The 14,228-nt window shown below is 29.1% G+C and carries 11 protein-coding genes; all 11 read right to left on the reverse strand.

Translation table 11 applies throughout. The features are described 5' to 3' along the window. Positions 1-102: 102 nt before the first annotated feature. Positions 103-1,329 (reverse strand): undecaprenyldiphospho-muramoylpentapeptide beta-N-acetylglucosaminyltransferase, encoded by a 1,227-nt coding sequence (gene murG / locus CDIF1296T_RS13985; RefSeq protein ID WP_009893705.1) that lies wholly within the window; start codon positions 1,327-1,329, stop codon positions 103-105. Positions 1,330-1,346: 17 nt separating this feature from the next. Further along, complete coding sequence (spoVE, locus tag CDIF1296T_RS13990) at positions 1,347-2,477, reverse strand: stage V sporulation protein E (protein ID WP_003426995.1); 1,131 nt, start codon at positions 2,475-2,477, stop codon at positions 1,347-1,349. 51 nt (positions 2,478-2,528) lie between these two features. Continuing rightward, positions 2,529-3,884, reverse strand: coding sequence for a UDP-N-acetylmuramoyl-L-alanine--D-glutamate ligase (gene murD / locus CDIF1296T_RS13995; RefSeq protein ID WP_004454967.1), 1,356 nt, complete (start codon positions 3,882-3,884; stop codon positions 2,529-2,531). An 18-nt stretch (positions 3,885-3,902) separates the two neighbouring features. Beyond that, the gene (mraY, locus tag CDIF1296T_RS14000; protein WP_003427000.1) at positions 3,903-4,871 is read right to left on the reverse strand and encodes a phospho-N-acetylmuramoyl-pentapeptide-transferase; all 969 of its coding nucleotides are present in this window, start codon (positions 4,869-4,871) and stop codon (positions 3,903-3,905) included. Positions 4,872-4,911: 40 nt separating this feature from the next. After that, on the reverse strand, positions 4,912-6,285 hold the full coding sequence (locus CDIF1296T_RS14005) for a UDP-N-acetylmuramoyl-tripeptide--D-alanyl-D-alanine ligase (protein WP_009897829.1): 1,374 nt from the start codon (positions 6,283-6,285) through the stop codon (positions 4,912-4,914). Between the two features lie 166 nt (positions 6,286-6,451). Beyond that, positions 6,452-8,431 carry a stage V sporulation protein D gene (locus tag CDIF1296T_RS14010; RefSeq protein WP_009893708.1) on the reverse strand — a complete coding sequence of 660 codons (1,980 nt, stop codon included), beginning with the start codon at positions 8,429-8,431 and terminating at the stop codon, positions 6,452-6,454. Between the two features lie 11 nt (positions 8,432-8,442). After that, positions 8,443-8,790 carry a hypothetical protein gene (locus CDIF1296T_RS14015; protein WP_003427009.1) on the reverse strand — a complete coding sequence of 116 codons (348 nt, stop codon included), beginning with the start codon at positions 8,788-8,790 and terminating at the stop codon, positions 8,443-8,445. A 485-nt stretch (positions 8,791-9,275) separates the two neighbouring features. Beyond that, a complete protein-coding gene (gene rsmH / locus CDIF1296T_RS14020; RefSeq protein WP_003427011.1) occupies positions 9,276-10,211 on the reverse strand; it encodes a 16S rRNA (cytosine(1402)-N(4))-methyltransferase RsmH in 936 nt (311 codons plus the stop codon). A gap of 29 nt (positions 10,212-10,240) precedes the next feature. After that, positions 10,241-10,987 carry a prolipoprotein diacylglyceryl transferase gene (gene lgt / locus CDIF1296T_RS14025; protein WP_009897834.1) on the reverse strand — a complete coding sequence of 249 codons (747 nt, stop codon included), beginning with the start codon at positions 10,985-10,987 and terminating at the stop codon, positions 10,241-10,243. A gap of 393 nt (positions 10,988-11,380) precedes the next feature. Beyond that, positions 11,381-12,667: an EF-P 5-aminopentanol modification-associated protein YfmH gene (gene yfmH, locus CDIF1296T_RS14030; protein ID WP_009897836.1), complete on the reverse strand. Its 1,287-nt coding sequence runs from the start codon at positions 12,665-12,667 to the stop codon at positions 11,381-11,383. A 14-nt stretch (positions 12,668-12,681) separates the two neighbouring features. Further along, complete coding sequence (gene yfmF, locus CDIF1296T_RS14035) at positions 12,682-13,947, reverse strand: EF-P 5-aminopentanol modification-associated protein YfmF (protein WP_004454972.1); 1,266 nt, start codon at positions 13,945-13,947, stop codon at positions 12,682-12,684. Positions 13,948-14,228: the final 281 nt, after the last annotated feature.

The raw sequence follows: 14,228 nt of genomic DNA on the forward strand, positions 1-14,228 counted from the left end.
ACATACTATTTATATATTTAAATCTGTATACATACAAATAAACCCCTAATTTATAATAATTTAGAAAATCTAATATATTATAAATTAGGGGTAAATATTTACTTATCTTTTCTTTATTCCTATTACCTTAGCTTGACCTTCTATACTTGGAGTCGTTTCTTTTTTTATTTCTTTTACTTCCTTAATAACTTTTTCTTTTTTTGTTTTTTTAGAAGTTGACTTTTGTGTTGAATTGTATACTTTCATTATCTCATCATATATAAGGTCTATGGCTTCAGGCTTACCTATAGTTTTACTTGCATTTGCCATATCAACCAAAAGTTCTCTATCTCCTAAAAGTTTAAATACTGCTGTATTTAGGCTCTCTGGAGTTAGATTTTTTTCTAAAATAGCAATTCCTGCCCCTTGTTTTTCTATACTCTTGGCATTATACTCTTGATGATTTTCAGCAGTATAAGCTTTAGGTATTATTATAGATGGCTTTCCAAGAGCCGTTATCTCAGCTAATGAAATTGCTCCTGCGCTACCTATAACCAAATCACTTGCTGCAAGTGCATTTGCCATATCTTCTAAGTAAGGCACAACTTTTTGGTATGGTTTAAGATTTATATCGCTAATACTTCCCATAAATTCATCATAATAGCTTTTGCCTGTAGCAAATATAAAAGCTATATCTTCATTTACCATATTCTTTATTACAAGTCTCATTGCATCATTTATTTTTCTTGAACCTCCACTACCACCATAGCAAAGTACCATTCTTTTTTCGTCACTTATTGATAGATTCTTTCTTGCAATATTTTTTCTTGATAATAAAATTTCTTTTCTAACTGGATTTCCTGTAAAAACTAATTTATCTTCTGCTGCCTCTGGAAATCTTTTATGCGAATCTTCAAAACTTGTAAGTACCTTTGTAACTGTTTTAGATAAAATCTTATTAGTTACACCAGGAAAAGAATTTTGCTCATGTATTATGGCTGGTATTTTCCCCATAGATGCATTAAATAAAACAGGTCCACTAACATATCCACCAGTTCCTATAACTATATCTGGTTTAAATTTCTTAACAATCTTTCTTGATTGCTCCAAACCTTTAAAAAGCTTAAAAACTCTTTTTACATTATCGAAATCTATTTTTCGCTTAAAACCTTGAACTGTTACAGTCTTTAATTCAAATCCATACTTAGGAACTATTTCTGACTCTATTCCCTTTTCCGTCCCAACAAAAATTATCTCAGCGTCTGGATGCTCATCTCTTATTTTGTTTGCAATAGCTATAGCTGGATACACGTGCCCTCCAGTTCCACCGCCTGATAATAAAACTTTCATCAAATCATCATCTCCTGTTAATTAATTTTGACATGCTTTGAGATGTTTAACACTATTCCTACAGCTCCCATAAAGATGGTGAGTGAAGTTCCTCCATAACTTATAAATGGTAGTGCTACACCTGTAGCTGGCATTGATGATGTCGCAACTGCTATATTTAAAGCTGCTTGTATTCCAATTTGTGCACCTATACCTATAACAACCATACAAGCAAATACATTAGAAGTCTTCAAAGCTATTCTTACACATCTGTAGACTAAAACTACAAATAGCATAATAACTATTATACAACCAATCAATCCTAACTCTTCTCCTATTATAGCAAATATAAAGTCATTTTGTGGCTCTGGTATATAAAAATACTTTTGTTTACTCTTTCCTAAGCCTAGACCAAACAATCCACCTGAACCTAGTGCATATAGACCTTGTATTACCTGATACCCCTTACCAAGAGGGTCTTGAAAAGGGTCTAAAAATGATGTAACACGACTAAGTCTATAGGGTTCAGCAATTACTAATGCAGCAAATAAAGCAGCCCCACTCCCTATCATAGCAAATACAATTTTCATATCCATTCCAGCAACAAATATCATTACAAAAGTAACTAGAATTACAGTACCTGCTGTTGACAAATTTGGCTGAAGTATTATCAACGCAAAAAATATCCCTGGAACTACGAGAAGTGGTACAACACCTTTTGTCAAAGATTTTATTTTATCATAATTTTTTTCAATTAATTTTGCAGTTAATATTATTGTAGCAAACTTTGCGATTTCTGCAGGTTGAAATGTTAAAGCTCCTATTCCCAACCATCTTTTTGCTCCGTTTGCTTCTATCCCTAAAGGGGTCAAAACTAACAATAATAATACTACTGCTATAGCTCCAATTGCTGTAGCATTTTTCTTCCAAAAACTATAATCTATTCTTGATGTAATAATCATAACTATAAATCCAAGTACAGCATATATTACATTCTTTTTTAGAAAATAGTACGCATCATTGTGTTTAAATGAAGATTGTATAAAACTTGCACTAAACACCATAACTATTCCTACAAATACTAAAAGCATAGTAGTGTAAAACACTACTCCATCAAATTCAGTCTTCATCCTTATGTCAATTTGTTTTTTCAAATTTTCTTTAGGCATCCAACTAATCTACCTCCATTCTTCCATTTAAGTAAGTTTAGAGGTAAGAGATTATTTTAAATTGTTTACATTATCTTTGAAGTCTTTTCCTCTTACTTCAAAACTTTCATACATATCCCAACTTGCACAAGCTGGTGAAAGAAGCACTATATCTCCACTTTTTGAAATTTCATAAGAAGTCTTAACTGCTTCTTCCATATCTTTTACTATATGTATGTCATTAAATCCTTTATTTTTAGCACAATTTTCTATATTTGATGCAGTTTCTCCTAATAAGACCAATGATTTAACATATGACTTTGCAGTTTCAAGAAGTTCATCAAAATTACTTCCCTTATCCATCCCCCCTGCTATAAGTATTATAGGTCTATCATAAGACTGTATAGCTTTTATAGTGGAATCTGGATTAGTTCCCTTTGAATCATTTACATATATTACATTGTCTAAATTTCTTACAAACTCTTGTCTGTGTTCCACTCCTTTAAATGTCATAAGTACGTCCTTTATAACTTCTAAATCAATTTTGCAGACATATGCTATTGCTATAGCTGCCATACAATTTTCTAAGTTATGACCTCCAGGTAAACTTACATCATCTTTATTTAGAAATTTGATTTTATCATCTATATCTATTATTATGTCATTATTTTCTAAATATACTCCTCCATTTACTTTTTTAGTTCTTGAAAAGTAAATTACTTTGGCATTGCATTTATCAGCTAAAGATTTTACTATCTCATCATCATAGTTTAATACACAGAAATCCTCAACAGTTTGGTTCATAAATATATTTGCCTTTGCTTCTATGTATTTTTCCATAGTATGGTGTCTATTTAAATGGTCCTCTGTAATATTTAATATTGCGCTTACTTTAGGTCTAAATTCATCTATACTCTCAAGCTGAAAACTGCTTAGTTCAGTTACTAACACAGACTCTTCACTTGAAGTTTCTATAGTATCTATTACAGGATTTCCTATATTACCAACTACATATGTATCTCGTTTTGCTCTTGAAAAAATTTCTCCTACCAAACTAGTTGTAGTTGTCTTTCCATTTGTACCTGTAATCCCTATAAAAATTGGATTATTCGATAGTTTAAAAGCTAATTCTACCTCACCAATTATATACTTGCCTGAATTTTTTAATTTCAATATGAATGGTAGGTCTAGTGGTACACCTGGAGACACTACAACCATATCTATATCATCTACATCTTCTGGGTGATGTCCTAATATGTATTTTATGTCATTTATAGATTTCAATTCATCAAGTATATTTCTCAATTTATTTTCATCTTTTATGTCATTTACGATTATACTTGCACCCAATTTATCTAAATGTTTAATTGTAGATATACCAGTTTTTGCAAGTCCTACTAATAAAACTTTTTTTCCTTTTAAGTCCATTTTTCATTCCCCCTAGCCCTAAAATACTGCTATTATACTTATCCAAGCTAAAACAACTGTTATAATCCAAAAAATAAATACAACTCTTGTTTCTGGCCAACCACACTGTTCAAAGTGGTGGTGTATTGGAGCCATCTTAAAGAATCTCTTTCTTGTTGCCTTAAAATATCCAACTTGAATCAAAACTGATAGAGCCTCCGCAAAATAAATTCCTCCAATTATAGGTATTATAAGCACTGAGTTAGTTAGAACTGAAAATGCTACAACTGCACCTCCTAATGCCATTGAACCTGTGTCGCCCATAAACACTCTAGCCGGATATGAATTAAATCCTAAGAAACCTAAACATGCTCCAACAGTTGCTGCTGCTAAAACTGCGACTTCTGTATTTCCAGCAATAGAACTTGCAAATAGCATAAAGAATACAGAAACTATTAATGTTACTCCTGATGCTAATCCATCTAATCCATCAGTCAAGTTTACAGCATTTACTATTGCTACGATTATAAACATCATTATTGGTATATATAATATTCCAACATTTATCACAAAATCTGTAAATGGTATCATAAGTTGTGAAGCACTTGATGATGATGTATACTGATAAAAAGCAACATAAAAAGATAATGCAACTTGAAGGATTATTTTTTGATATGCTTTTAGTCCAAGTGATCTTTTTAGCTTTATTTTTATAAAATCATCTAAAAAGCCAATAAAACCAAAACCTGCAATACATATAAGACCTACTGCCATATCATGACTAACTTTTACTCTTGTAAGTCCAGTTATTAGAATTGCAACAATCATTATAATTCCACCCATAGTAGGTGTTCCGTTTTTAGCTAGATGTGTTTGGGGTCCATCATCTCTAACTGTCTGACCAAATTTAAATTTTCTAAGCATTGGTATAAATATTGGTCCTATTATAATTACTATTAAAAACGCAATCAATGCGGTGTACGTAAGCTCTGTTATTCCTAACATCATAAAACTCCTCTCCCTTGTCAATTAACTCATTAGTTTAAGCTTATTTATTTAGATATTCGACTATTTTTTCTAATCTCATGCCTCTTGAGCCTTTTACTAAAATAGTGTCTCCTGTTTTTACTAATTCATTTAACTTGTTAAACACATCTTCTCTATTCTCAAAGTGATATATATTGGCTGAATTGAATCCTAATTGTTTTGCTTCTTCTCCAATAAACACTGAATTTTCACCTATAGTTATTATAATATCAGTATTATTCATAGATGATTTTCCAACTAATCTATGACCATACTCTGAAATTTCACCCATTTCTAGTATATCTCCAAGTATCGCTACCCTTCTACCTTTATATCTTCCAAGTATCTTTAAAGCAGCATCCATAGAATCTGGACTAGCATTATATGAATCATTAATTATTGTTAATTTTTCATTTTTTATTATGTCTAATCTCATTTTTGTCCCTTTAAAATTTTTTAAACCTTTTTTTATATAATCTAAAGAAATATTTAGACACAAACCAACTAATATAGCAGACATTGCATTATATATATTATGTTCTCCTATTGTTGGTATAAATATTTCCTCTTTTTTCCCATTTATTACACATATAAATGTTAAACTATCCTCTTCCATAGTATAACTTTCACAATAAACATCATTGTTTTTATTAAAGCCAAATGTTTTTAACTTATATGCATGTTCTTTTTCTTTTAATGTAGATAAAAACTTATCATCTCCATTTACAATTAAAGTATTTGTTTCATCAAAGTTTGAAGTAATCTCCATCTTTGCTTTCAAAATACCCTCTTGTGAACCTAGTTTTTCTACATGTGATAATCCTATATTCGATATGACTGCAATTTTAGGATTTACTATATCCACTAAATATTTTATTTCATTGAATCCAGACATACCCATCTCTATTACAGCACACTCATGTTCTTTATTTAGATTAAATAAAGTCAATGGAACTCCAAAATGATTATTTAAGTTTTTTTCATTTTTTAGTATATTTAACTTTGCAGATATGGCAGAGTAAATCATATCTCTAGTAGTAGTTTTTCCCACACTACCTGTAACACCTATAAATGGAATATCAAATTTTTCTTTATAGTATTTTGAAATATCTCCTAGAGCCAAAGATGTATCTTTTACCTCTATTAAATTTATATCCGAACTTTCTAATTTTATTCCATTACTTTCATTTTTTATAAAAGTTTTACATCCACTATCATATGCAGACTTCATAAATGTATGCCCATCTAAATTTTCTCCAACTATGGCTACAAATGCATTTTGGGCATTTGCCTCCCTGCTATCTATAACTATATCACTTACACAGTCATTATAATCTCCATATATTAACTTCCCATTAGTTGCAAGTACTAACTCTTTTATTGTTAAGCACTCCATTATTAAACTCCTCCTTTAAAACCTTAGCTATATTCTCTTAGCAACAAAAGGCAATGTATACCGTTATATATACATTGCCTACGATAACTCTTAACTTTATAATTATATACTATATTTCTGTTTTTTTGAAGATGTTTATGGGTATATGTTAATTATCTGTTACTTTTTAGTTTTCAAAATATAGGGTTATACTTGAGTCTTCATTAACTTTTACTCCAGGTTTTGGGAATATATCCTTTACCTTTGTATCTTCTGGAAGTTCTATATCTGCATCTAAGTCTGGTTTTAACTTCGCATCCTCCAATGCCTTTACAGCATCTCCTATTTTTAGATTTCTTACATCTGGCACTTTAACTTGCTTCTTTTCATACTCAGCTTTTTCTTCTTCTTTATATACTGGTTTAACTCCCAAATATTTTAAAGAGTCATTCATTATTTCTTTCACTATTGGTCCTGCTGTAGTACTACCAAATGCACTTACTCCTGTTGGTTCGTCAACAATAGCAAGAACTACTATTTGTGGGTCATCACAAGGTGCGATTCCAACAAATGAACATATATACTTTCCTGGAGCATACTTACCATCTATAACTTTTTGAGCTGTACCTGTTTTACCACCAAGTCTATAACCTGGTATATACGCTATCTTTCCTCCACCTTCAGTTACAACTGATTCTGCAATTTCTAACATTTTTTTAGATGTTTCTTTAGATATAACACTTCTTACTTTTTTTGGTTTTACTGTTTCAGTTATATTTCCTTTATTGTCAGTATAAGATTTTACCACTCTTGGTTGCATTAAATCTCCACCATTAGCTATTGATGATATAGCTGTTATAAGTTGTATTGGAGTTACTGATATAGATTGACCAAATGATATTGTAGCCAATTCAACTGGCCCTACATTTTTTTCGTTATACAGTATTCCCTTAGCTTCTCCTGGTAAATCTATACCTGTCTTATCCATAAGACCAAATGATTCTATATAATCATACATTTTTCCAACACCTAATCTGCTTCCTAACTCAACAAATACTGGGTTGCAAGAGTTTTGTACTGCTTGTTTAAATTCTTGTGTTCCATGAGGTCTGTAATGTCTCCAACATTTAATCTTTCTTCCTCCAACAGTTACACTACCTGTACATGTGAATTTTTCTCCATCTTTAATTACTCCTTCTTCAAGAGCACTGGAAGATGTAATAAGCTTAAATGTAGAACCTGGTTCATATGTATCACTTACTGCTGGATTTCTCCACATTTGATAATAGCCTTTTATTTTATCTTTATCATTATATTTTTCAAGTTCTTCTTGATAATATGGATATATTGGCGTTCTTGAATCATTAGGGTCATAATCTGGTTTTGATGCTAAAGCAAGTATATCACCTGTTTTAGGGTTCATAGCTATTGCAGTAACTTTTTTTGCATTATTTAACTCATAAGCTTTCTGTACTGCTTTTTCAGTATAGTGTTGAATTACTTCATCTATAGACAACACAAGACCATTACCTTGTACAGGCTCATAATATTTTTCCATTCCTTGTGGTATTTCTCTTCCTGAAGCATCAGTACTTACTATAAGTTTTCCAGGCTTTCCTTTTAACTTTTTATCATATTGCATTTCTACACCAGATATACCTGTTGCATCTGAAGAAGTATGTCCTAACACATATGGTGCAAAATTCCCATATGGGTAATATCTTTGATTATCTTCTGCCACCCATATTCCACTTAATTTAGCATCTCTTATTTGACTTGCCTTATCATCATCTATCCATCTTTTTACTTTTACAAGAGCCATATTTTTTTTGCTTATTAAAGCGTAAATATCTTTATAATCTTCATCCAAAATCTCAGCTACCTTTTCGGCTGCTTCTTTTTTATCTTCTACTTCCACAGGTTTACACCAAACAGTATACTTAGTTACACTTACTGCTAACTCTTTCATATTTCTATCATATATAGTTCCTCTTTTGGGTTCTATTGGTATATCTCTTGTTTGTTGTTCTAGTGCTTTTGTACTCAACCAATTTCCCTTCATAAGTTGTAGATACCCAGTCCTAATAACAAGGCAAAAAAACAATGCACATGCTAGAATAAGAACGAGTACCAGCCTTTTCTTACTTATCCTCTTTACTTTTCTCAAATCTATTCCCCCTAGTTATCCACATCTATATACTTTATTTGTCCATCTTTTGGATAGTCCATATTGAGCAATTCCTTAGCCTTTAGCTCAATTTCTTTTATTGATGTTTTTTCAGTTTCTTTTGCCTTTAGTTCCTCTAATACTATCTCTTTTTTTCTTAAATCTTTTTGTAAATAATAGATATCGTACTTCATTTCCGAGATTTTTGAATAACCACATAGATTCAATATTATTACTGAAAAAGTTGCAATCAGTAAAATGCATTTAGCTCCTATTTTTTTCTTATTTCTCTTTTTATAATTATTCTTTTTTTTATTTTTATATTCATTTAGATTATGTATTTTATAATTTTTTTTCAAATTCTCACCCCGATAGTATATAGTTTAAATTTTCCTCTATACTATATTTGTTATTAATCATATTTCTTCCTCTAAAATTTCATCGCTAAATTAATACACTATTACACAATCTAATTGTATTTTTTTCTATACACAACAAAAACCTATAAATTCACTTATACTTTTATATGAATCTATAGGTTAGATATTAATTTCTATTTATTTTTATCACTTCTAGTATTTTTAGATAATTTCTTCCATAAATATAATATGTAACTAACTATCTACTCTCTGATTCCTAAGTTCTCCATTATATTACTTAATACCATCTATATCTATATTTTTATATCTAAATTTTCATTATATATCTCAATAACAAAGAACATTTCTTATAGTGTTAATTGTTTTTTAATTGCTTTACCAGTGCAACAAAATATATAATACTTTTTAATTAATTATAATAATCTTATTTTATATATAAGATTATTCTTTAGCCTTATAACTACTTATATTTTTTCTGCTACTCTTAGCTTAGCACTTCTTGAACGTGGATTTACTTCTATTTCTTCCTCACTAGGTAATATAGGTTTTCTAGTTATTATTTTCACCTCAGATTCTTTATCACATTGGCATATAGGTAAATGCTGTGGACATATACAATCTGATGCTAAATGCTTAAATGCATTTTTCACTATTCTATCTTCTAATGAATGGAATGTTATTATACATATTCTTCCACCTTCATTCATTATAGAAGAAGCATCATTTATCATCTTTGTAATTACTCCAAGTTCATTATTTACTTCTATTCGTATTGCCTGAAAAGTTCTTTTAGCTGGGTGAGGTCCATCTATTCTAGCTTTCTTAGGGATAGCTTTTTTAATTACATCTACTAATTCTCCTGTAGTTTCTATTGGTTTGTTTGCTCTTTCTTCAACTATAAATTTAGCTATACGCTTAGCCCAGTTATCTTCTCCATAATCTTTTATTATCTTAGTTAATTCATCTTCTGTATAAGTATTTACAACATCATATGCAGAAAACTCACACCTAACATCCATTCTCATATCAAGTGGTGCATCTTGCATATAAGAAAATCCTCTATCAGCTTCATCAAGTTGATGAGATGAAACTCCTAAATCAGCTAATACACCATCAATTTTGTAAACTCCTATTTTTTCTAATTCCTCTTTTATATTTTCAAAATTACTGTGAACAAACTTCACTCTACTTTCATATTCACTCAATCTCTCTTTTGCTGTGCTTATAGCATTTTTATCTTGGTCAAACCCTATAAATAATCCCTTATCTGACAGTTTTTTTACTATTTCTTTAGAATGTCCTGCTCCTCCCATAGTACAGTCAACATACACGCCATCTGGCTTTATATTTAAATTCTCTATACACTCATTTAAAAGAACTGATACATGATGAAATTCCATAGTTACCTCCCTTAAATTCACTTTTTAAACTATTCTTCACTAATATTATTTTTATTTTTCTTTGATAAATAAACATGTGCAATTATGCCACCAATAACTCCAATTAGACTTATAACTTGTGCCATTCTAAGTGGTCCTAACATTAAACTATCTGTTCTTAATCCCTCTATAAAAAATCTTCCTATTGAATATAAAGTTATATAAGTAACTATAACTTGACCTTCATATTTTTTATTTTTTCTAAATAGTAATAAAACTATAAATATTCCAAAATCCCATATAGACTCATATAAAAAAGTTGGATGTACCTTTACTCCATCAACCATTATTCCCCAAGGTAAATTGGTAGCACCTCCATGTGCTTCTCCATTAATAAAATTTCCCCATCTTCCAATAGCTTGTGCTAAAGGCATTCCAAGTATAACTGTATCAGCCATTTTTAAGAAGTTAATATTTTTAATCTTAGTGTATATATAACCAGCTAATATTCCACCAATTAACCCTCCATGTATAGCAAGTCCACCACCTCTAAAATTAAAAATTTGAGACATATTTTGAGCATAGTAACTCCAATTAAATACAACATAATAGATTCTTGCACAGATTAGTCCAACTGGAATTGCTATTATAGCTATATTTAATACATCATCTTCTTTAATTCCCACTCTTTTTGCTTCTTTTATTGCTATTAAAGTTCCTAAAATCATTCCACATGCCATAAGTATTCCATACCACATGATGTCTATGCCAAACAGTGTAAATGCTACTCTATCCATAACGTCACCTCTTTGTATTAATTGAAAATATTTCCAAAGCAATATGCTATAATTACAATTAATTGTAATTATACTAAATTATGATAACACATTAATGTTAATTCTACAAAAAATATTAAAATTTATTCTACAACTCCCTACACTATATTATATCTAATTACTATAAAATTTTTTAAACTGAATCTCTCATGACTAAAGTTACAAGTGTACATAGATATTTTTTAATCAAAAAGATTGATGCATATATACATCAACCTCTTCTAATTCTTATCTATAGCTCTTAAATTTTTACCTCAATTTATATAAATATATTTTATAAATTTGTTTTACCAAAATAAACATTTAAAAACATAAACTAATACTTAATTAGTTATTCTTATTATGATTAAGTTTCTATTTAGGCTCTACAATAGAAATAACACAATACTCTTCTTTAAAATGCTCTTTTAATCTTTCTTCAACTTCCTCAAAAGTAATATCTTTAATAACATCTAAATACTCCAATAGATTTATATCCTTAAAAACATAAGATATAAAACTATTACCTATAAAGTTTATAGAATCAAAGCACTTAATAAATGACCCTATTTTTTTCTTTTTAGTTCTCTCAAACTCTTCTTTTGATAATCCTTCTTTTTTTGATTTTTCTATATAATCAAGAATTATTTCTTTTACTTTTTTAGGCTCTTTAGAATCTCCAGCTATTATGCTAAAAGCATAATCCACTTGAGACGAAAATCCAGCTCCAAAATTTTCATTTATTAAACCTTGCATATACAAATCTTCATAAAGCTTACTTCCTTTTTTAAATAACATCCCTACAAGTATATCAGTTACAATCTCTTTACGTAAAAGTTCTTTCCCTTTTAAACCAACATTACTATCTTTAAAACCTATGTTGAACATAGGCATAGATATAGGGAATTTTTCTATAACCTCTTTTTCTTTTACACCTTCTGGTTCTTCTGGATAAAATCTTTCTATACTCTTAGAGAGTCTGTCTACTTTGTAATTGTTTGACTTTTTAGTTACATCTATAACTTTTTCTACATCTAAGTCACCAACAACAAATAAAGCCATATTTCCTGGATTATAGAAAGTATTATAACATTTATATAGCTCTTCCTTAGTTATCTTATATATACTATCAACAGTACCTGCTATATCAATTCTAGCAGGATAATTTACATACATTGCCTTCAAGCAATTAAAGTATACATTCCAATCAGGGTCATCATTGTACATTTTTATCTCTTGTGCTATTATACCTTTTTCCTTTTCAACATTTTCATCTGTAAAATAAGGTGTTTGAACATAGTCAATTAGATGTTCTAAACTCTCATAAAAATTTTCAGTAGCAGAAAATAAGTAGGCTGTCATTGTAAAATTAGTAAATGCATTTGCATTTACTCCTAATTTTGAAAATTTATCAAATGCATCTCCTCCATCAGGTTGCTCAAACATCTTATGCTCTAGAAAATGTGCAATACCTTCATTCACTCTAATTTTCTTATCTTCTCCAATTGGTACAAATTCTAAGTCATTTGAACCATAATTAGTAGCTAAAATAGCATACTTTTTCATAAAACCCCTTTTAGGCATAAAATATACATCTAATCCATTTTGCAATTTCTCATAATAAACTTCTTCTTTCAATATATCATTAACTATTTTTTCCATAGACATCTCCTCCATTAATTTCTCAAGAAGTATACAGTATCAAGCTCTATATTTTTTATAGCTTCAACTATATCTTTTTTTGTAACCTTTTCTATACTAGATATTATGTCTTGTACTTCAGAATTTGTCTTTGCCATAGATTGAGAGAAAACAAAATCAGACATACCACCTATATTATCAGTTATAGATTTCATAGAATTAACTAAAGCAAGTTTACTGTTTTCTAATTCTTCATCAGATATATCACCTGCTTTTACACTTTCTACTTGTTTTTTTATCAATTCTACAGCTTTATCATAATCTTTAGTTTCTATACCAGATGATATAAACATGATACTTTTATACTTCTCTATTGAAGAGAATATATAGTAACATAAACTTTCTTTTTCTCTTACATTAACAAATAATTTAGAGTGTGGACCACCACCTAAGACATTGCTCCCAACTACTAAAGCATAATATTTATCTATGTCTGCATAATCCACATTTGCTCTATAACCCATAACTAACTTACCTTGAGTTATTTCCATTTGTTCATCTATAACTTTTACCTCATCCACATTTTTTATAAAATCTGCTCTTGGTATATTTATAATTTCTTCTCTTTCAAATTTTAGATTTTTACTTATTATATCTACAACTTTATCTTCATCAAAATTACCTTCTACAACTATATCTATAGGTGATGTTTTAAGTATGTTTTTATAATGTTCATATAACTCTCTTGAAGTTATACTATCTATTTCATCTTCATAACCAAATTCACTTACACTATATCTCTCTCCTTTACACATAGCCTCAATACATTTATCTTGCGCATATTCCTTTTTATCATTTATTATTGATTGTATCTTTTCTCTTAAATTCTCTTTTTCAATATTTAAATATTCTTCTTTAAACCCACCATCTACAACAAGCGTATTATTTATTACTTCATTAAAAAATTCTACTACTTCTTCAAATATACTCTCATCTAAATACTTTTCACTTATGTTAATTACTTTAAAACTCAATACTTGACGTTCTCCACGTTTTACAGCATCAGCTCCCATAGATGAACCATATAAATCATCTAATTTATTGGATATTGCTCTAGCACTAGGATATTTAGCGCTTCCACTTGCTATTATTGATGGTATTAGAGCATTTTTTGTAGTTTCTTTTTCATCCAATAGTCTCTGAACATATAAACTTATAAGATTCGATTTAAACTTTTCTGTTTTTATCAAAGTAAGATTAATATTATTACCTAAATTTATTATTTTTTTAGTATTAACCATATGTACCTCCTATTTTTATTTAAACATCAATTTTAAAATTGAAATTTATTTATTTTTTAATTACATATACTCACATATAAAAACCTTCTATTTAATTATATCCTTTTTATTATTTTCTAAAAGCAATATTTTTATTTAAATTAAATACAAATATTATTTAAATCAATATGCTTTAAAGTCTAGTTTACAAGCTTGATATATATGATGTATAATCAATATGTATGTCTATAATTAAAACAATTTTGCAATCCTATAGATTGATTGTTTAAAGTTATATAAAG

The organism is Clostridioides difficile ATCC 9689 = DSM 1296, assembly GCF_001077535.1.
GTDB classification, from domain to species: Bacteria; Bacillota; Clostridia; order Peptostreptococcales; family Peptostreptococcaceae; genus Clostridioides; species Clostridioides difficile.